Below are 19,955 nucleotides of genomic sequence, written 5' to 3'. Positions count from 1 at the left end.
GACAATTTCAAGCGCCACCTGATTCCACCAATGAATGGACCGACGATGCTTCGACAAACACTACTGACCGCAACGCTGCTTCTTTTCCCCCTAGTCACATCCGCCGACGATTGGCCTCAATTTTTGGGACCTCAAGGGGCTGCGAGGTCGAGCGATACGGTCGCTACATCGTGGAACGAAACGGAGAACATGGCGTGGCGAGTCGAGCTGCCGGGATCGGGTTCCTCTAGTCCGATCATCACCGGCAATCGCGTGATTGTGACCTGTTACGTCAACGGCGACGGCAATGCGAAGCGGCAGGTTCTCTGCTTCGACAAGAACTCCGGCGAACAATTGTGGTCGGTCGATTTCCCGATCGATTACCGCGAAGACGGCTACCAGGGTTACATCACCGAACATGGTTACGCCAGCAACACGCCGGCGACCGATGGCGAAAACGTTTATGTGTTCCTCGGAAAAGGGGGCGTCCATAGCATCGGACTCGACGGCCAGCGGAACTGGAGCGTCGATGTCGGCAAGGAATCGAGCAACCGACGCTGGGGATCGGCCGCTAGTCTGCTGCTGTTTGAAAACAGTGTGATCGTCAACGCCGCAGAGGAGAGCAAAGCGATCATCGCGTTGGACAAAGCGACGGGCAAAGAGCTGTGGCGACAGGAGGCGGGGATGCTCGAACTGACCTACGGCACGCCGCGGATCGTTCAGTTGGCCGATGGCGAATCCGAACTGGTGATCAGCGTTCCCGAAGAGATGTGGTCGATGAATCCACGGACCGGGAAATTGAAATGGTACGCTCAGACGCCGATGACCGGAAACGTCACGCCGTCGGTGATCGTTGCTGGCGAAACGGTTTACAGTTTCGGCGGATATCGCGCGTCGGGATGCATCGCCGTGAAAGCGGGAGGCAAAGACGACGTTTCCGATTCCCAAGTCCTGTGGACCAACCAATCGAGTTCGTACGTGGCGACGCCGCTGCTGCACGACGGACGATTCTATTGGATCGACGACCGCGGGATCGCCTATTGCACATCAGCCGAAGACGGCGCGGTGATCTATCGCAAACGCGTTGGCAATTTGCAGAGCGGCCGGCCGGTCTATGCATCGCCTGTTTTGATCGGCGACCATATCTATGTCGTCACGCGTCGCAGCGGCACGCTGGTCTTCGATCCCGGCGATGAATTCGAACCGATTGCACAGAACAAGATCGCCGACGACGAAAGCGATTTCAACGCCTCACCAGCGGTTTCCGACGGCAAGCTCTATCTCCGCAGCGACCAGGCCCTCTATTGCATTGGGGCGAAGTCGTAACGCGATGCCTCGCGAATGTGCGATCCGGGGTCTAATGCTGGCGGACCGCGGAGCGGTTTCAGAGGGTAGCCGGTGGTTTGAGCGTAGCGAATACCACCGGGCCCAAGGCAAGGATGATCGCCGACCCCGGCGGGGTCGCAGATTGCAAACGTCTGCGATCCCTTCGGGAGCGTTGTCCGTTATGGCCGTTGGAATCCGGAGGTGCGCCGCTGCGCGACGACCTCCGGCTACCATCTACGATCCCTTCGGGAACGGGGCGAACAGCATCGGGGCGCGACTCCTGACGTTGAGGTACACTAATCCTGGATCGGTCTCTTGTTCCGCTTGCTGTCAGGTGTTGTGTGATGTCGCTGCTCCTTCGTTGGACCTTTTGTCTGCTGGTCTGTTTGGTTGCTCAAGTTGCGTTTGCCGCTCGGCCTAACATCTTGTTGGTAATGGCTGATGATTTGGGCTATTCCGATCTGGGCTGTTGCGGCAGCGAGATCGCGACGCCGCATCTGGACGCTTTGGCCGCCGGTGGGCTGCGGTTTACACAGTTCTATAACACGGGAAGATGCTGGCCGACTCGCGGTTCGCTGTTGACCGGCTACTACGCTCAACAAATCCGCCGCGATCAGGTGCCGGGAGTACCGAGCGGGAGCCGCGGCACGCGACCCGCCTGGGCTCCGCTGTTGCCCGCGTTGCTGCAACCGGCCGGATATCGATCGTATCATTCGGGTAAGTGGCATATCGATTCGATGCCGCTCGCTTGTGGGTTCGACCGTTCGTATTACCTGAAGGATCAGGGGCGTTTTTTCAATCCGCTGGTCCATTACGAAGACGATGTCAAACTGCCGGCGGTTCCCAAGGGGACATCGTTTTATGGAACGACGGCGATCGCCGATCACGCGATCGCGTCATTGAAACAGCACGCAAAAGAACATCCCGACGCGCCCTTTTTCCAGTATCTCGCTTTCACCGCGCCTCACTTCCCGCTGCACGCGCTGCCCGAGGACATCGCCAAATATCGCGACCGCTACCGATCGGGATGGGAACAGATACGCGCCGAACGGTTTGCCAAGCAACAGCAACTGGGCTTTCCCGCGGTCGCGCTGTCGGATGTCGAGCGGACGCTGGGGCCTCCCTATCCGTTTCCCAAAGCGATGGAAACGTTGGGCGATGGCGAGGTTAACCTGCCGCTGGCGTGGGAGGCGTTGACCGATGAACAACGCGCGTTTCAGGCGAACAAGATGGCGGTGCACGCGGCGATGATCGATCGGATCGATCAGGAACTGGGACGCGTGTTGGATCAGATTCGATCGATGGACGCGTTCGAAGCGACGTTGATTCTGTTCCTGTCGGACAACGGTGCAAGCGCCGAGATCATGGTCCGGGCCGACGGGCACGATCCGCAAGCGGATCCCGGTTCGGCCGACTCCTATCTCTGCTTAGGCCCCGGTTGGTCGACTGTCTCCAATACACCTTTCCGCCGTCACAAAACCTGGGTCCATGAAGGCGGGATCGCCACGCCGTTGATCGTCCATTGGCCAGAAGGGATCGCCGACCGCGGAGCGCTGCGGCATACGCCGGGGCATGTGATCGACATCGCCGCAACGTTGTTGGAATTGGCTGAGATCGAGCCATCGCCGACGAGTCGAGCTGCGTCCGCGCCAACGCCTCCCGGCAATAGCTTGCTGCCGCTCTTCAGCCAAGACCAGTCTTTGGACCGCGAGTGTTTGTGGTGGTCTCACGAAGGGAATCGCGGTTTGCGGCAAGGGGATCTAAAAATTGTCGCGGCTGGAAAAGCAGGGGCGTGGGAGTTGTACAACCTCGCGGACGATCGCAGCGAACAGCACGATCTGGCGGATCGGCAGCCCGCGGATTTGAAGCGCTTGGTCGCGCTGTGGGAATCCAAAAATCGGGAGTTCAGCGATCAGGCTCGCCAGCCGCAATGATGCCCTAAGGCAGCCGAAGCAACGCGGTTTTTAGTCTGGAGGCTGTTGAGAGCCAAGGCGGCGAATGTCCAATCGTCCTGTAACAATCGGGGCGAGATCGGGGCGAGATCTGGGCGAGATCTGGGCGTTCAATATTATGCGGAGCGGGATGCCAACGGGCCCCAATATGGGCGGTGCGACGTCTTGAGGGACCACCCGATGGACCGGCTGAATGGCTGTAATATCGGCAGGATCGGGGCAGCCGGCAAAGCTTGCAGAATCCGATTTGACGCCCCAGTCTTTCCAAGATAAAGGCTGTCTAAGGGTTTGCAATGATTCTGCCCTCGGATCATAGTGGATGCGAATCTCCCACCTGAAGAATTCAGTCGTCGGAGAAAGCCGTAGGAATAGGCTTTCTCATTCTTCCAGTCGGACCGTTAGCGGTTCGTGCAGAACAGCCCAAATGATGTTGCGTGGGAGCACTTACACACAATGAACAACGATTCAGCGTTGGCAAAGCGGAGTATCGAGAATGATTAAAAAAGCAATGTACACCGTCGCTCTTGCGACCATGACGATTCAAACGAGCAGTGCCCAGGGCCCTTGCGCGACGCGCGTTGGATGCGGTTGTTCGCAACCCGTATCCGTTGTGTCGGGCTGCAATTCGTCCTCTTCGAACATCGCTCATGACAATCCAAGCGAATTGAACATCCTGTTGACGACCGAATTGGTCGCGTTGCGGGAAGAGGTGGCGGCGCTGAAAACCGCTGCTGCGGAAACCAGTCAAGCATTGGAGCAAGCCGAAACTTTGGTCGGCACCCAGAAGTCGCGAATGGAACAACTGATCGCCGATTCCTTGAAAGAGACCAAACGTGCCGAAGCGGCCGAAAAGGCACTGAAAGAGACCAAAGCCGCGATGGCTGCCGCGACAAAAGCAAACGAACAAGCTCTTGCCAAAGTGAAGCAACAGCTGGCCGATACCAGCAAGAAAGTGGAACAGCTGACCAGCAAAAACGCCGACCTGAGCAAGCAGATCGCTGAAGAGAACAAACGCAAGGAAGAAGAGAAGAAGCGACGCGAACAAGCCAAGGCGAAACGCGACGAAGAAGCCATGAAGGCCAAGAAGGCCGCTGAAGAGCAGGCTAAAAAAGAAGCCGAAGCCAAAAAGGCAGCGGAAGCGAAGGCCAAGATGGACGCCGAAGTAAAGGCGAAGCAAGAAGCCGAAGCTAAAGCCAAAAAAGAAGCTGAAGCGAAAGAAGCAGCCGAAGCGAAGACCAAGATGGAAGCCGAAGTAAAGGCAAAGCAGGAAGCCGAAGCTAAAAAGGCTGCCGAAGCTAAAAAGGCTGCCGAAGCTAAAAAGGCTGCCGAAGCTAAAAAGGCTGCCGAAGCTAAAAAGGCTGCCGAAGCTAAAAAGGCTGCCGAAGCAAAGAAGGCTGCTGAAGCGAAGAAGGCTGCTGAAGCGAAAGCAAAACAAGAAGCGGAAGCTGCCGCTGCCAAGGCAAAAGAAGCCGCGGAAGCCAAGCCTGCCGACGAGAAGAGCGACAAGTAAGAGTTCTGAAGAACAGGTTCTGAAGCGAGGAGAATTGTCATCTCCTCTCACAGCAACAGAAGCGAACGGTTGGTCTTATGACCAACCGTTTTTTTATGTCTGTACCTTCTGACCATAGGCTGCGATTCCTTCGCCGAAGTCGCTCAAGCAAAGCAGGCTCTTCCCGGTTGCACGCTCTTCAATATTAAACACTCTTCAACGTAAGACGTGATTGCCCGGTTTCGCGTCGGCTAGTGCGGATGATCTTCGAGCCGTGCTCGCTTGCTTGCTGTTAAGACAGCGGGGATGACCTCAGGCCGCCGGGCTACTTTGATGGGAGCGAAGCCAATAGGCGGCAATGGAGGAGCTTAGGCGGTGAATTCCGGCGGTCTGATTGGGGAAAAAGATCGAACCTGAGATCGAACGAAAAAACCGCGTCTCTTGGAGAGACGCGGTTGAGCGTATCGCGTGGTCACAGGCGAGCGTCGTCGATTCGACGGCTACTGTACCACTTCGCCAACTGGCTTGACGATCACGTTGTGGTTGTAAGCGTGCGTGTCCATCAGCAGGAAGCTGACGAACAGGGTCACGAACAGGAACGAGCTGAGGAACATCAGGATGTTAAACGGCTTGTCCCACAACATGTGCATGAAGAACGCCATCACTAGAGTCGCTTTGACCGAAGCGATCGTCATCGCGATCCAGATCTCCCAGTTGCCGAGATGGAGACTCGCCTGAAAGACGGTAATGAACGTCAGCGCGGTGAGCGCGAAAAATACGGCCAACAACATCCAGATCGGCATTGGATGTGCAAATTCGCCGTCATCGTGTTCGCTGTGTGAACTCATTTTTAAAACGCCTATCTTTTAAACGAAACGGAATATCAAGTGATTGGATGTGTCGGATTTCGGTTCGTCGCTTAGCCGATCAGATACAGCAGCGGGAACAGGTAGATCCAGATAAGGTCGACGATGTGCCAATACAGGCCAACGTAATCGACTGGGCCAAAGTACTGACTGCAGAAGTCTTGTCGAACCGCACGGACCAACAACCAGACCAAGACGCCGATACCGATGATAATGTGAATCGCGTGCAAGCCGGTCATGCAGTAGTAGATGCTGAAAAACACACCGGCCAACGAGTTCGAATTCACATCTAATTCGGGGCGATCGTAGAACGGATCCTCACCGCTGAAGTCTTCGATGAATTCGCCAGTTGCCATCAAGTCTTGAGCTTGCAGAGCTTCCAGTTCCGCTCGGACGCCGGTGTTCGTTGCGTCGGTGGCCAGCATTCCAAGTACCGAAGATTCGGCAGTTGTCGTGATCTCTTTGGCAGCGGCGACGTCGGCTTCTAGCGAAGTTTCCTCATGCGTCGCATCCGAATGGGAATCTGCAGCGTGAGCTACAGCGGCTTTGGCGGCAGCGCGGTTCTCGAGGACCGTACCAAGACCAACACCAACGAAGAAACATGCAGCTGCAACAACCAGTGGCATCGCACATTTGGTTAGGAAGACGTTGCCAACGATCTTGGAGTATGCCAACAGGCAGATCATGCCAGCCAACACGATTGCTGGTACGACACATAAGGCGACCAGATAATGCGATAGGCCTTCATGGTGTGGAGCCGCGGGATCGTAGTGATAGAAGCCGGCAGGCAGCAGGCCGAGATCAAACTTATGCGAGTACTCGACAGCTTTGACACCCAAGAAGATCATCGCACAGCTGATCGTTGCGGCCAGCATGCCGACTGTCGTTTTGTGTTGTTCCAGTTGAGCTGCACGAACGGCCCACGCCATGGTCAAACTGCTGAACAGCAGCACCCCGGTGTTGATCGCTCCCAGTTCCGTGTTGAGGAACTGGCTGCAGTAGGTGTAGACCTCTGGACGCAGCGAGCGATAGATCGCATAGGCGCAGAACAGTCCACTGAAAAATAGAATTTCAGTGACCAGGAACAACCACATTCCAAGCTTGCCCGAATCGTATTGTTGTTCGGGAGTTTCGAAGTGGTGCGCCAGGAACGACGGGTGTTCATGCTCGTCATGAGCGTGGCCGTGTTGATCGATTTCAGCGGTTGCCATTGGCTGGCCGTTCTTTTTCTAGTGTTAGGTGGAAACTGATTTGGTGAGTCGAGCTGGAGGGGCTGTCGAATATGGTTCCAAGCTCGACTCGCTGATCTTCAATTCAAAACGATCGCTTCGTTAAGCGTCTTTCTTCGACTCGGCATGCTGTGGAGCAGGATCGGGAGTCTGCGGAACCACTTCACGCTCTGGTTCGGTAAACACATAGTCATCGGACTTCGCGTCATATTCAATGTCGCCGAAGTAATATGGGTTTCCAACGACCGGTGGACGTTCGAAGTTGTAATAAGGAGGCGGGCTCGAGCATCGCCATTCCAACGTTGCACCACCCCAAGGATTGCGTGGTGCCTTCTTGCCGCGATACAGCGAGTGCAGCAGCACGATCAAAGCGACCAACAGGCCAAGTCCCAAGGTGAACGCACCCACGGTCGACATGCGGTGCAAACCAGTGAACTCGGGATCGTACGTGGCGTAACGGCGAGGCATGCCGCGGCTGCCCAGAACAAACTGAGGCAGGAAGGTCAGGTTGAATCCGATGAATACGATCGCTGCGGAGATACGACCCCAGGTCTCGTTGAACATCTTGCCGGTCATCTTCGGCCACCAGTGGAACAGTCCGCCCAAGAACGCGACCAAGGTTCCGCCCATCATCACATAGTGGAAGTGGGAGACAACAAAGTAGGTGTCGTGTAGGTGCAGGTCGGTGGTCAGGGTTCCCAAGAACAGTCCGGTCAGACCGCCGATAGTGAACAAGAACATGAAGGCCAATGCGTAACACATCGGAGTCGTCAGACTGATCGAGCCCTTGTACATCGTGGCCAACCAGTTGAAGACCTTAATCGCCGACGGTACCGAAACGGTAAACGTCAACGCACTAAAGATAATCGTGGTGATCTCGGACATGCCGCTGGTGAACATGTGGTGTCCCCAGACCAAGAAGCTCAACAGTGCGATCGCGATCGAACTCAACGCGATAAAGCGGTAACCGAAGATGCTCTTGTGGCAGTGAACGCTCATCAATTCGCTGATCACGCCAAAGGCGGGCAGAATCATGATGTATACAGCGGGATGGCTGTAGAACCAGAAGAAGTGCTGGAACGCAACGGGATCGCCGTTAAACGCGGGATCAAAAATACCGATGTGCATCAAGCGTTCGCAGATCAACAGCAACAGCGTGATTCCAAGAACGGGAGTCGCCAGGACTTGGATGACAGCGGTCGAGTAGATAGCCCACAAGAACAACGGCATCTTGAACCAAGTCATTCCCGGCGGACGCATCGTGTTAACGGTGACGATGAAGTTCAAACCTGTGAAGATCGAACTGAACCCGAGGATAAACGCACCCATCGTGGCCGCGATCACCGAGGTCGATGTCGTGGTGCTGTAAGGTGTGTAAAAAGTCCACCCGGTGTCGAGGCCCGTGGTGCAAAGTGCAAACAGGAAGAACAACGCACCCGCGGCCCACAAGTAGAAACTACTGAGGTTCAATCGCGGGAAGGCAACGTCTTTTGCACCCAGCATGACGGGGACCAGGAAGTTCCCCAACGCCGCCGGAATACTTGGGATGATGAACAGGAAGATCATCACCGCACCGTGCAACGTGAACACCTGGTTGTAGGCGTCGTTAGACAGGAAGCTGCCCTGCGGATTGTACAGGTGAGCACGCAGGACCAACGCCAGCGTTCCCCCGAGGGCAAAGCTGACCATCACACCAATCAAATACATCAACCCGATGCGTTTGTGGTCGAGTGTGACGATCCAAGACATGATGCCTTTGGTATTGGTCAGATAATTGTCGTCGGACGCATGGTCTGCAGTAGCTGCGCTTGACATGCTCATGTCCTCATTTTTCAAACGTGGTGTATGTGATTGTTAATCGGAACCGAAGAAACCCGCACGCCGCATTGCTTGTTGGCGTCTGCTGGTCGTTTCTCCAACTTACTTTTTCAGTGACTTGATATAAGCGACCAAGGAGTCGATCTGGTCGTCGTTCAACTGGCCTTGGAACGACGGCATTACCGGCGGATAACCTTTGACCACCTTGGCCTTCGGGTTCAGGATCGATTCGCGAATGTAGTTTTCGTCGACCGAAACCTTGCTGCCGTCAACCATCTCGTGCTCTGCGCCGAAGCTGTTCAAGAACGTTGGGCATTGACCGGCGGTACCGTCGGCCGAATGGCAACCTTTGCAGCCACGGGTCGCATACAGGAACTCGCCGTATTGTTCGGGGGTCTGATCGTCCGGACGGCGGTTTGCCGATTCCAACCAAGCGTCGTATTCGTCTTGGGTCTCGTGGACGACGATCTTGCCCTGCATCATCGAGTGATCTTTGCCGCAATACTCCGCACAGTAGAAGTCGAAGTATTTGCCTTGGTTCAAGATGTTCCCAGCTTCTTCTGGATCATCGCTCTTCCACTGCATCTCATCGTCGGTCAACGATTCGGTACCGATCGTTGGCGTGAACCAAAGCGTGTTGTACCGGCCTGGAACGATGTCGCGTTTGACGCGAAACGCAGGGATGTACATCGCGTGCAAGACATCCTTGGATCGCATGATCAATTTGGTCGGTTGATCTTTGACGACGTGCAGTTCGGGATTCATGATTCCGCTGCCGTAATCGAACAACCACGACCATTTTTGCGCGGTGACTTGGACTTCACGGGCATCGCTTGGCGGTTGCCGCATGTCCAGATATCCGACGCTACCGCGATAGAACATCCAGATCAGCAGGAAGCAGGGGCCAACCGACCAAGCCAATTCCAACGCGGTGTTGTGCGTTGCTTTGCCTTCGGCTTTTTCACCCTTGGGCTTTTGGAACTTGAACGCCGCCCAACCCATGTAGATCATCATCGGCACGAAAAACGCGACGCTGATCCACAGGATCGCCTTGTACATGAAGTCGACTTCCGTGGCGAAGTTCGACGCGGTTTTGGGGAACCAAAAACCGTCGGAGACGTCGGCGAGGACGAACGAGAGGTTCTGTAATGTTTGCATCAGTTTGAAACTCTATTGAGAATGGTGTGCAGCGTTCTGCTGGACGTTCATTCGCGATTGGTTAGGTAATTCGTGATTGCTGAGGTCTGCCGACGTCTTGCGTCGTCCGAGCCAATAGGGAACTAATCCGATCAACAGCAGCAGGACCGTGGCCGCTGCGCTCAACCGCATGATCTTCCAGGCGCTGGCGGTATAGCTGCCTTCCAAAGGATTGTAGACAGAACAATACAAAACGAAGTTATCGACTAACGAGCCGATGTTTCCGCCTCCAGCAGCCAGCAGGCCCAGTTTGACCTGGTCCGCCGGGTAATCGATCAGTAATAGGTAGCTGCTGATCATGCCTTCGGGAGTGCAGAAGGCAAGCATTGCAGCGTGGCTGTATTGCCCGGTCTCGGGGATGAACTTGTATCGAAACCCGATCGCGTCGGCAACTTTTGTAATGGAATCTTGTTTGCCAGTTAAGAAGTGCCAGCCGTCAGCAACTCCTTCACGAGGCAATATGTTTACGTACTTCGACTTTGTTTCTCGCGCCTTAAAAGGCGTCTCTTTGGGATCGATGCTGATCGTGACGATCTGAAAGTCTTTGCCGACTTCCAAATCCAGTTCGTCCAAGGCGGTGACAAGTTTGTTCAATTGCAAGCTGCACAACATCGGGCAGTCGCTGTAATTGAGCGTCACCAACACCGGTCGTTGGCCGTCAAAAAACTGGTTCAAGCGAACCTTTTGTCCGCGTTCGTCAAAGAACACGGTGTTAAGCGGCAGTGTCTCGCCAAGTCTTTGCTCGACACCGACCTCTTGGACGCTTGCTGGAAGGTCCTTAATCAATTGTCCAACCGCAGTCTGATCTGTGAATAAACAACAGATCGCGGCGAGACAGTAGATTGCCAACGGCAGTCTTTTAGGCTTCGTCACGGGTTCCTTCATCGGATTTCTTCTCTTGCTTGAGCGCCGAATCGATGGCGTTTTCGATCGGGATACCGAACCGTCCGGTAACAGGATCGACAACCACAAATTCGTTCAAGCTTTCGGTTTGTTCAGCCAGGATCTGATTGAACTGGTTGTATTCGGTTTCTAGCATCTTTCGCGTCTGCTCACCGTTATCCATCCAATGGAAGATGATCGACACGAAGAAGATCGTGATCACGGTGCCAACGACAAAAATCGCGCTGTAAGCGTAGATCTGCTTGTTGTCCAAGTCGTCGTAATGAGCCATAGCCAGTGCCGCTTATTCAATAAAAGGTTATGTGTTCAGTGCGGGGCGATTGTCGTCTCGCCTCGACCTGTCCTCCACGGGCGGGCCGTCATCTCGAGGGCCAGCCCGGCAAAGGGGGTCACTAATTAAATGTTCTCAAACTGCAGAGCTTGTGGCAAACGTGGGTCCTTGGCGGCAACCAATGGAATCCCCGATCCGATTCGCAACATGACTCCGATGAACAAGGCAAACATGCCCGCCACGCACAACAGCGAACTAATCAGTCCCATCGCACCACCAAAGACTAGGTGGTTCTCGTGGCCAGCTTCGGGCATGATCACCCAGTACATGTCGACGTAATGCATCGCCAAGATGTAAACACCCCAACATGCCATCCACTTCGGCCAGCGACGCATGTGTCGCGACATGACAGCGAAGAATGGGATCAACCAGTGCATTAGGACAAGCGACAGCGAAACGAGCGACCATCCTTCGAGGCCATCGCCCTGTCGGTGCAAGAACCAGATCGTTTCCTCTGGAATGTTTGCGTACCAGATCAACATGTATTGGCTAAATGCAATGTAAGCCCAAAACACGATAAAACCAAACGTGTACTTTCCAAGGTCGTGGAAGTGTTCTTCGTTGATCTCGTCGACCAGCACGCCGCGTTGTTGCAAAAAGTAGATCGAACTGCACATCAGTGCGAAGAACGAAACCATCGATCCGGCGAACAGGTAGACGCCAAACATGGTGCTGAACCACAGCGGATCCAACGACATGATCCAGACGAACGCCGCAGCCGATACGCTTAACGCAAACCCAAACGTTGCCGGGCCGCTCCAGCGTTGCATCTTGGCGGTGAGGGCGATGTCACCGGTTTCGTCCTGCTTGCAGCTGTTGGTCCAGAAGTAGCGAACGATGACCGTCCAAACTGCCAGGACAACAACGGATGTGATCAGGTAGGCGACCGGGTTAAGGATCTTCGCCTTTTCGTGGTTGGCAGGCGTCAGTTCACCCCATCCCTCGGCGTTCCAAGGGTAGAGCGCGCCATGATCGAAAAACAATACATAGACCACGATCGGTAGGAACAGAATCGCCATCAATGGAATGACCGCCATGATGATCTCCGCGACCCGTCGCACCGAAGCGCTCCATCCGGCGCGGCTTAAGTGTTGGATGATGACGAAAAACATTGCCCCTAGGCTGATCGTCAGGCAAAACGTGAACGCCGTCAGATACGCGTGCAGCGAATGCGAGACACCATTGGGTGACATCAAGCCGGCGATCACGCCAACCAGCACCGCGATTCCGCCACCTGCCAGCAAAGGCAGTTGGATGCCGCTGAGCGATTCGGGCAATTGCAACGTGCGATCGTTTGGTTCTTTTGTCATCGTTGTTTTGGGTAAGGCCGAGTTACTTTCGGCGTCGTCTTAAGTGATGGATTGCAGATCGTTTCGCTTGCCGCAATCAGCAGCCCGATTGCAGCGTCTGGTTCGTCCCCTGGGGAACTCTCTAATTCTTGTCGTCAGCTGGTGCCGCCTGGTCGGCCGCAGGTTCTTCAGCAGCCTCCGGCTTCGCTTCCGCTGCTGGCTCTTCCTTCGCCGCTGGTGCGTCCTCAGCTGCTGGCTTTTCTTCAGCCGCTGGCTTGGCTTCTTCTGCGGCTGGTTTCTCTTCCGCTGCTGGCTTAGCTTCTTCAGTCGCTGGTTTTTCTTCAGCAGCTGGCTTTTCCTCGGCAGCTGGTTTGGCTTCTTCAGTCGCTGGCTTTGCTTCAGCGGCAGGTGCCTCTTCCGAAGCAGCTTCTTCTGTTGCAGGTTCAGCCGATTTCTTCGCTTGTGCCTGCTTCTCGTTCGCTTGTGCCTGCTTCTCGCGTTCAGCTTCGGCGGCTTCGATCTGCTTTTTCAACTGTTCCGCTTCACGAGCCAATTTCGCTCGCTTGTTGGCGGGGATTTCGTTGATCGTCGCATCGCGGCTGGCTTGCAGAACCCGCAGGTAGGCGATAATGGCCCAGCGGTCTTCGACGGCGATCTGCCCCGCGTAACCTGGCATCTTGCGAATACCGTTGCTGATCGTGTTGAAGATCTGACCATCGGGCATTTTGTCGGCGGCGAGTCGTTCGTCGTGCAGCGACGTCGGTTGTGTCCAGGTGGTGGCCAGGATCTTCTTAGCGCGTTGATTGACAAGGCCGTCACCGAAGCCATCGCGGCCGTGGCAGACTGCACAATAAATATCAAAGCGTTCACGGCCACGATCGAGCGTTGCGCGGTCGATCGTCAGCGGATTCTCTTTCACCCAAGGAGTCTGGGCTGCGGCGTCGCCGTCGGCTTGTTGAGCAAAGGCGACAAGCTGCGTCGAACCGTCTGGGCCACCGCCGGCCATCGCTTCCAATTGGATGCCGGTTTGATCGTCAATGTCGAATTCGCCGTTGCCGCGCGACACGGTACCGGGAACGTTGGGACGCATCGTCCGGCCGTCGGCAAACAGGATCGTTTTCTGTTGCGGCTTCTTCGAAGGCATGAAGTCCATGTCCCAGAAGATATGGAAGCGTGGCTTCGAGCTCTTCGTGACTCGCATGTCGGCGATCACCAGCAATGGGAAGATGCTCAAGACAGCCAAGACCAAGACGGCGAGATAGATGAACCGCGGCACATTGGGCGACGATTTATCATCGTAGACGTCTTCGACAACATTTGGTTTGGTATCGTCAAGCAGTGCTCGAGCACCAGCGTCGTCAAAGCGAGCGTCGGCCGAATCGATGTACAAGAAAAACTTGTCATCGGTCGCCGCGTCGAAGCGTGGGCTGGTGAACATCGCGTTGCTGAACTTCGGCAAGCCGTTGAGGGCCCATTGTCCGAAGAAGGCGGCAAACGCGGAGAACAGAATCGTCAACTCGAACGCGACGGGAATGAACGCGGGGAGACTGATGTACGGCTTACCCGAGATGATGTACGGATAATCGATCGCGTTCATCCAGGTTTCCATCGACAACCCGGTCAAACATCCGGTGGTGCCAGCGGCCAACACGATCCATGGCAGGATCGTGGGCTTGATGCCGATCGCTTCGTCGATGCCATGCACCGGGAAGGGGCTGAACGCATCGGTCTTGGTGTAGCCCGCTTCGCGAACGCGATTCGCCGCAGCGATCAGCGCATCGGGGGTGTCGTATTCGGCAACTACACCACGGGATTTCGATTGATTGCCAGAGGAGTCAGCCATCGTCGGCAAACCGTCCGTTCTGTTGAGGTGCGATAAATATGTGTGGCGGTTGATCGCCACGGCCAAAATTATGTACGGGGTTTAACCCGTTGTTCTTATTCAAAGCCAAAGTGTCGGTGACACCTAGGCGGGTGTTTTCTTAGTGCTTGTCGTCGTGGTGTGCATGTTTGACGTGCAACTGGTGAGCCAGGACTGCTTTGACTTCGCTCATCGCGATGATTGGCAGGAACCGGCAGAACAACAGGAACAGAGTGAAGAACAGCCCGAAGCTGCCGATCAGCATTCCGATGTCGACCCACGTCGGCGAGAAATATCCCCAGGCACTGGGCAGATAATCTCGTGACAGCGAACTGACCACGATCACAAAACGTTCGAACCACATCCCGATGTTAACGAAGATGCAAACGATCACCATCGCGACGAGGTTGGTTCGGAAGAAACGGAACCAGAACAGTTGGGGGCTGATCACGTTACACGTAACCATGATCCAATATGCCCACCAGTACGGTCCGAAAGCACGGTTGATAAAGGCGAACTTCTCGGCCGGAACCTGACCATACCAAGCGATGAAGAACTCGGTACCGTAGGCCAAACCAACGATCGATCCGGTCGCCAGGATGATCTTGTTCATGTTTTCAAGGTGGCGGATCGTGATCAAGTTTTCCAACTTGAACATGCTGCGGCAGGGGACCAGCAGCGTGACCACCATCGCAAATCCGCTGAAGACAGCACCGGCAACAAAGTACGGTGGGAAGATCGTCGTGTGCCAGCCAGGAACTTGGCTGACCGCAAAGTCAAACGAAACGATCGTGTGTACCGAAAGGACCAGCGGAGCAGCCAGTGCGGCCAGCAACGCGTACGCCTTTTCATAACGGTGCCAGTGGCGAGCCGAACCGCTCCATCCCAGCGACAGGACGCCGTAGACAAAGCGACGGAATTTGTTTTTCGATCGATCGCGGAAGGTCGCTAGATCGGGAACCATGCCCATGTACCAGAACAACAGCGAAACCGTCGCGTAGGTACTGACCGCAAAAACGTCCCACAACAGCGGGCTGCGGAATTGTGGCCACATCCAGAGGTTCAAACTCGGGTACGGGAACAACCAGTAGGCCAACCAGGCACGACCAACGTGGATACCCGGGAAGGTACCGGCACAAACGACGGCGAAAATCGTCATCGCCTCGGCCGCGCGGTTGATACTCGTTCGCCAATCCTGGCGGAACAGGAACAGAATCGCGCTGATCAAAGTACCGGCGTGACCGATACCGACCCAGAACACGAAGTTCACAATCGGCCAGCCCCAGAAAACTGGAGAGCGGTTACCCCAAACACCCACACCGGTGTACAGCAGGTAGGCGATCAACAGCCCAAAAAATGCTGCGACGTGCGAGGAGATCAAGAACGCCACGATCCAGGCTTTACTTGGCATCCGCTCGGCGATCGTCGATACCGATTCGGTAATCGTGTGATACGTCGTCGAATCCCCCAGCACCAACGGAGCGCGTTGGTCGGGTTGTTCCAAGGTATTGTCGAGTTTGTTGGGAACGGCAATCGCCATTGTTTTGTCTACTGCTGTGTCGTGGGCCCAAGCGGATGCCGGGGCGCGATTCAGTTTGGGTAATTCCCAGGCCGTGACCTGGGGACATTATTTCTTCAACTCACAAAACTCTAAACGCGAGCGACATCGCCCAATACGGGTAGCATCGCCGACTTCTTTGCTTCGGCCTTCTCTTCGTGTCCGTGGCCGTGACCAGCTTCTTCGCCGTGTCCCGCATCATCATGGCCGTGGGCGTCGTGATCGCCATGGCCGTGCGATTCAGCCGCCAAGTGATCCAGTTGGTCCTGGGTCATCAACAGGTGATGCGTGTTACGGATGCGAGCCAGGTAGGCGGTTCGCGGTTTGACGTTCAAGTGGTCCAGCATGTAGTAGGCTCGGTTGTCCTTATGAGCCAGCGAGACCGCCGATTCTTGGTCGACCAAGTTACCAAATTCGATCGCCTTGCTTGGGCAAGCTTGTTGGCACGCAGTAACCACGTCGCCGTCTTGGATCGGTCGTCCGCCGTCTTTGCGAGCTTCGATCTTGCCGCGTTCGACGCGTTGGATGCAGTAGGTGCACTTCTCCATCACACCACGACCGCGAACGCTGACGTCGGGGTTGAGGACCAGTTGCTGCAGCTTGCGATTGGCGTTCTCGATCTTGTCGGGGAACGCATCGATGCCGTAGCCGGTGCCGACGTCTTCGTTGAAGTTGAAGTAGTTGAAGCGGCGTACTTTGTAGGGACAGTTGTTCGCACAGTAACGCGTTCCGATACACCGGTTGTAAGCCATCGCATTGATGCCTTCTTCGGTGTGCACGGTCGCAGCAACGGGACAAACCTGTTCGCACGGTGCGGTTTCGCAGTGTTGGCAAGTGACAGGTTGTTGAACGATCTGCGGCGATTCGTCGACGTCTTCGGGATCGCCACTGAAGTAGCGGTCGACGCGAATCCAATGCATTTCGCGGCCCATCGCGACCTGTTCCTTGCCGACGATCGGAATGTTGTTTTCCGATTGGCAAGCGACAACGCAGGCGTTACAGCCGACGCAGCGATTCAGGTCGATCGACATGCCCCACTGAGGACGTTGGATTCCGTCGTTTTCGATCGTCTCCAACGGTTCGGTCCACAGCGACTTGAGCGCCGGGCTGTGAACACCCATGTGTTTGACGAACTCGGGATCCTTTTCGAGCTTTTCGATCGTTCCTTCGCGGACCAGACGGTGGCTGCGGTCAACGGTTTCGTTGAAGCCGAGTTCGTCGATCGCAAAGTGATCTTGAGTCGTCGACAGTTCGTAGGTCGTCGAGCGTGGGCGGGCGGTAACGCCAGCTGCCATCAACGGATTGCTGCTGGTTCGCAGCGATGCAACGTCGAATCCAACAGGAGCGGTACCAAGGTCATCGTTGCCACCGACGGCACCGGCGCGACGGCGGCCGTAGCCCATCGCAACGGTAACGACACCGGCTGCGGCACCAGGCAGTTCGTAAACAGGCAACTCGATCGCCGAGTCCCCTTCGCCCAACGCGACCATCTTGTTTTGGCTGACGCCGATTTTCTTGGCGGTTGCTGGCGACATCAACGCGGCGTTATCCCAAGTCAACTTGGTCACCGATTGAGGCATCTCTTGCAGCCAAGCGTTGTTGGCGAAGCGGCCATCGTAGATGCCGTCGGCGACCGAGATCACCACGTCGACACCTTCGGCTTCGTATTCGCTGGTCGGCACAACGGCAGCGTCGGTCAACGGTTCGTCACCGCCGCTATAAGATGCCGCTGGCAACTCCGCTTTGATCGATGCTTCGAATCCATCGTGCAACAATTTGCGCCATTGGCGGTTGCTGAGCGATTCACCCGCGGCGGCATCAGCCGTCTTGCGAACGATCGCTTCGGCATCGGGGTTGTCTTCGCCGAGGAACCAAGACAGGTATTCCACGATCGTTTTGCCGTTCAACAGCGGCAGGATCTGCGGTTGAGTGACACCGTAGAAACCGTCGTCGGTTTGGCAATCGCCCCAGCTTTCGAACGGATGAGCTTGTGGCAGCACCCATTGGCAAGCGACAGCGGTTTCGTCGTCGTATTCACCGACGTAAACGCTCGCCGACGCCTTGGCAAGTGCCGCGGCAACGTCGATGTCGCCGGTGGAGGTGAAGACGGGGTTGCCGCCCAAAACGACGACCGATGCGATATCGCCCGAGTTCAGCTTGGCGACAAAGTCAGCCAGGCCAACGGTCTTCAGTTTGCTGTCGATCGGTTCGGCAAAGCGGATCGTCTTGCCGAGGCTTCCGAGTTTATTGTTCAAGCGGATGCTGGCGGCAAGGGTTTCAGGCCCCAGGTGATCGCCGACGACGACCAAAGCCTTACCCTTGCTGGCGACCAGATCGTTGGCCATGACTTGGATCAAACGCGTCAGCTTTTCAGCTGGCGGCAGTTTGTCGAAACCGACTTCCGATTCGGCGACCTGTTCGCTTGCCTCACCACCAAGTGCCACGTCGATCTGTTTTTCCAGAGCGGCGATGAAGGCGGGCATCTGCGAAGGTTGCAGCGAATAACGCGTGTCGGCTGCCATGCCGGTGTTGGAGAAGCTCGATTCAATCGAATACAAGCGGTTCATCTTGCCAACTTCGGGCGATCGGCCATCGGCAAATCCGGCGGCGTTGGCGATGAAGCCGTGATCGGTTCCGAGGATGTCGGCATCGATGCTGCAGATGACTTTTGCAGCGGTGAGGTCGAGGATCGGTTTGCCGACGCGACCGATTGCTTTTTCGGTAGCTTGCGACATCGCGTCGCCACGCACTGCGTCGTAGCGACCGATCGTGATCGCGGGGAACTTGGTCTGCAGTTCGGTCAGCAAACGGACGACCGAAGGGGATTGCGTCGGCGGCATCAGGATGCCGAAGCCCTTGCCGTCGTTGCGAGCCAGTCCGTCGCGGACGGCGCCAAAACCCTTCACGCCGATCGCGTTATCGACAGCCGCAGTGAACGTGTCCCAGTCGTCGACGCCAGGATTTCGCATCCCCTTGGCTCGCGAGATAACGCCGTCCATGCGGTCGGGATCGTACAACTGCAGGATCGACGCTTGGATGAACGGGTCGGTACCGACGCCTGGCGATGGGTGCTGCGCGTTGGCTTCCACCTTGATCGGACGTCCATCGACGCCGGTGATCAAAAGGTTATAGACGCGGCCAGCCCATTCGATGTTTGTTGCCGTGAAGTGCGGTTCGCCGGGGACACGTCCATCGGGACGGATCACAAAGGGTGCGATCGTCTCTTCAGCGTAACGGCATCCACTTGCGCTGAGCGTGCCCAGGGCGATCGACGCACCCATCAGCTTCATCCAGCGACGGCGCGAAACACCCTCGGGAAACTCGGAAGCGCCCACGGGGAACTCGCGGTGCATAAACTGCTCGAAATCGGGCGTCTGCTTGATTTCGTTCAAGCTACGCCAATAGCGACTACGAGGTTTTGGTTCGGTTGTCTCGCTCATCGATGACATACAGCGCAATTGGTCTGAGGGTGAATGTTCTTTTCTTTAATCAGCTTTTCGCCCAAGGCGATCGGATCCTCATCCGATTTCCAATCCAACTTGGTGACGAATTCGACGGGACGGATGTCCGCCGGATCGACACCGCGATGGCAGTCCAAGCACCATGCCATCGAAAGTTCTTTTGCCTGATAGACAACATCCATTTTGTCGACGCGGCCGTGACATCGAACGCAACTGACGCCGGAGTTCACGTGGGCAGCGTGATTGAAATACACGAAGTCGGGCAGGTTGTGGACGCGTTTCCAGCCGACGCTTTTGCCCGTCTCCCAACTCTGGTGCAACGGTTTCAGCTTGGGGCTGTCGGCGTGAACTGCCGACAACGCCGTCTGTCCCGCTTCGTCAGCTGGGCTGTGGCAGTTGATGCAAGTCGCTGTCGGCGGTACCGCTGCGAGAGCCGCATCGAAGACCGTGTTGTGACAGTACCGGCAATCCATTCGCAATTGCCCTGCGTGTATCGCATGGCTAAATGGAATGGGTTGATCGGGTTGGTATCCGGTATTCAACGTTCCGGGATCGGTAGCGCCAATGAACACCACGCCAGCGTAGGCACCACCGCCTGCGACCAACGCGCCCATTAGCATCAGGAACCGATTCACCCAGCGGGGAAATAGAAAACGATCCATAATTTTGTTCAAAGAACCAGTGCTAAAGGCTCTG

At 55.9% G+C, this 19,955-nt stretch carries 14 protein-coding genes; 3 read left to right on the top strand and 11 right to left on the bottom strand.

The window, feature by feature from the left end:
• Positions 1 to 45: 45 nt before the first annotated feature.
• From EC9_RS20990 to EC9_RS26685, 3 genes are all read left to right on the top strand, one after another.
• A complete protein-coding gene (locus EC9_RS20990) occupies positions 46 to 1,305 on the top strand; it encodes an outer membrane protein assembly factor BamB family protein (protein WP_145348055.1) in 1,260 nt (419 codons plus the stop codon).
• Between the two features lie 344 nt (positions 1,306 to 1,649).
• Complete coding sequence (locus EC9_RS20985; protein WP_145348054.1) at positions 1,650 to 3,239, top strand: arylsulfatase; 1,590 nt, start codon at positions 1,650 to 1,652, stop codon at positions 3,237 to 3,239.
• Between the two features lie 706 nt (positions 3,240 to 3,945).
• Entirely contained in the window at positions 3,946 to 4,767 is an 822-nt protein-coding gene (locus EC9_RS26685; protein WP_218934322.1) for a hypothetical protein, read from the top strand.
• Positions 4,768 to 5,246: 479 nt separating this feature from the next.
• Here the strand turns inward: EC9_RS26685 and EC9_RS20975 are convergent, their stop codons facing one another.
• The 11 genes from EC9_RS20975 to EC9_RS20925 form a co-directional block, all read right to left on the bottom strand.
• Positions 5,247 to 5,594: a cytochrome C oxidase subunit IV family protein gene (locus EC9_RS20975; protein ID WP_145123024.1), complete on the bottom strand. Its 348-nt coding sequence runs from the start codon at positions 5,592 to 5,594 to the stop codon at positions 5,247 to 5,249.
• Between the two features lie 71 nt (positions 5,595 to 5,665).
• Positions 5,666 to 6,823: a cytochrome c oxidase subunit 3 gene (locus EC9_RS20970; protein WP_145123023.1), complete on the bottom strand. Its 1,158-nt coding sequence runs from the start codon at positions 6,821 to 6,823 to the stop codon at positions 5,666 to 5,668.
• Positions 6,824 to 6,943: 120 nt separating this feature from the next.
• On the bottom strand, positions 6,944 to 8,656 hold the full coding sequence (locus tag EC9_RS20965) for a cytochrome c oxidase subunit I (RefSeq protein ID WP_145123022.1): 1,713 nt from the start codon (positions 8,654 to 8,656) through the stop codon (positions 6,944 to 6,946).
• Between the two features lie 105 nt (positions 8,657 to 8,761).
• A complete protein-coding gene (locus EC9_RS20960) occupies positions 8,762 to 9,817 on the bottom strand; it encodes a cytochrome c oxidase subunit II (RefSeq protein WP_145287055.1) in 1,056 nt (351 codons plus the stop codon).
• A gap of 12 nt (positions 9,818 to 9,829) precedes the next feature.
• Positions 9,830 to 10,741: an SCO family protein gene (locus EC9_RS20955; RefSeq protein ID WP_145348053.1), complete on the bottom strand. Its 912-nt coding sequence runs from the start codon at positions 10,739 to 10,741 to the stop codon at positions 9,830 to 9,832.
• Entirely contained in the window at positions 10,716 to 11,030 is a 315-nt protein-coding gene (locus EC9_RS20950; RefSeq protein WP_145123019.1) for a hypothetical protein, read from the bottom strand. Before EC9_RS20950 ends, EC9_RS20955 begins: the two co-directional genes overlap by 26 nt.
• Before the next feature lie 125 nt (positions 11,031 to 11,155).
• Positions 11,156 to 12,400: a hypothetical protein gene (locus EC9_RS20945; RefSeq protein ID WP_145123018.1), complete on the bottom strand. Its 1,245-nt coding sequence runs from the start codon at positions 12,398 to 12,400 to the stop codon at positions 11,156 to 11,158.
• Positions 12,401 to 12,521: 121 nt separating this feature from the next.
• On the bottom strand, positions 12,522 to 14,222 hold the full coding sequence (locus EC9_RS20940) for a quinol:electron acceptor oxidoreductase subunit ActD (protein WP_218934321.1): 1,701 nt from the start codon (positions 14,220 to 14,222) through the stop codon (positions 12,522 to 12,524).
• Between the two features lie 139 nt (positions 14,223 to 14,361).
• Positions 14,362 to 15,780, bottom strand: a complete 1,419-nt coding sequence (gene nrfD, locus EC9_RS20935) for an NrfD/PsrC family molybdoenzyme membrane anchor subunit (protein ID WP_145123016.1) — start codon at positions 15,778 to 15,780, stop codon at positions 14,362 to 14,364.
• Positions 15,781 to 15,890: 110 nt separating this feature from the next.
• Positions 15,891 to 19,238 (bottom strand): TAT-variant-translocated molybdopterin oxidoreductase, encoded by a 3,348-nt coding sequence (locus tag EC9_RS20930; protein ID WP_218934320.1) that lies wholly within the window; start codon positions 19,236 to 19,238, stop codon positions 15,891 to 15,893.
• Positions 19,235 to 19,921: a cytochrome c3 family protein gene (locus EC9_RS20925; protein ID WP_145123014.1), complete on the bottom strand. Its 687-nt coding sequence runs from the start codon at positions 19,919 to 19,921 to the stop codon at positions 19,235 to 19,237. Before EC9_RS20925 ends, EC9_RS20930 begins: the two co-directional genes overlap by 4 nt.
• Between the last annotated feature and the right edge of the window lie 34 nt (positions 19,922 to 19,955).

It is taken from the genome of Rosistilla ulvae (assembly GCF_007741475.1).
Lineage (GTDB): Bacteria > Planctomycetota > Planctomycetia > Pirellulales > Pirellulaceae > Rosistilla > Rosistilla ulvae.
This window is presented reverse-complemented; position numbering and strand designations above follow the sequence as displayed.

What these genes read in the sequence shown, in the direction of transcription:
- EC9_RS20925 (WP_145123014.1), bottom strand. Translation starts at nt 19,921, where the DNA reads ATGGATCGTTTTCTATTTCCCCGCTGGGTGAATCGGTTCCTGATGCTA.
- EC9_RS20970 (WP_145123023.1), bottom strand. Translation starts at nt 6,823, where the DNA reads ATGGCAACCGCTGAAATCGATCAACACGGCCACGCTCATGACGAGCAT.
- EC9_RS20940 (WP_218934321.1), bottom strand. Translation starts at nt 14,222, where the DNA reads ATGGCTGACTCCTCTGGCAATCAATCGAAATCCCGTGGTGTAGTTGCC.
- EC9_RS20965 (WP_145123022.1), bottom strand. Translation starts at nt 8,656, where the DNA reads ATGTCAAGCGCAGCTACTGCAGACCATGCGTCCGACGACAATTATCTG.
- EC9_RS20985 (WP_145348054.1), top strand. Translation starts at nt 1,650, where the DNA reads ATGTCGCTGCTCCTTCGTTGGACCTTTTGTCTGCTGGTCTGTTTGGTT.
- EC9_RS20930 (WP_218934320.1), bottom strand. Translation starts at nt 19,238, where the DNA reads ATGAGCGAGACAACCGAACCAAAACCTCGTAGTCGCTATTGGCGTAGC.
- EC9_RS20990 (WP_145348055.1), top strand. Translation starts at nt 46, where the DNA reads ATGCTTCGACAAACACTACTGACCGCAACGCTGCTTCTTTTCCCCCTA.
- EC9_RS20955 (WP_145348053.1), bottom strand. Translation starts at nt 10,741, where the DNA reads ATGAAGGAACCCGTGACGAAGCCTAAAAGACTGCCGTTGGCAATCTAC.
- nrfD (WP_145123016.1), bottom strand. Translation starts at nt 15,780, where the DNA reads ATGGCGATTGCCGTTCCCAACAAACTCGACAATACCTTGGAACAACCC.
- EC9_RS20945 (WP_145123018.1), bottom strand. Translation starts at nt 12,400, where the DNA reads ATGACAAAAGAACCAAACGATCGCACGTTGCAATTGCCCGAATCGCTC.
- EC9_RS20950 (WP_145123019.1), bottom strand. Translation starts at nt 11,030, where the DNA reads ATGGCTCATTACGACGACTTGGACAACAAGCAGATCTACGCTTACAGC.
- EC9_RS20975 (WP_145123024.1), bottom strand. Translation starts at nt 5,594, where the DNA reads ATGAGTTCACACAGCGAACACGATGACGGCGAATTTGCACATCCAATG.
- EC9_RS20960 (WP_145287055.1), bottom strand. Translation starts at nt 9,817, where the DNA reads ATGCAAACATTACAGAACCTCTCGTTCGTCCTCGCCGACGTCTCCGAC.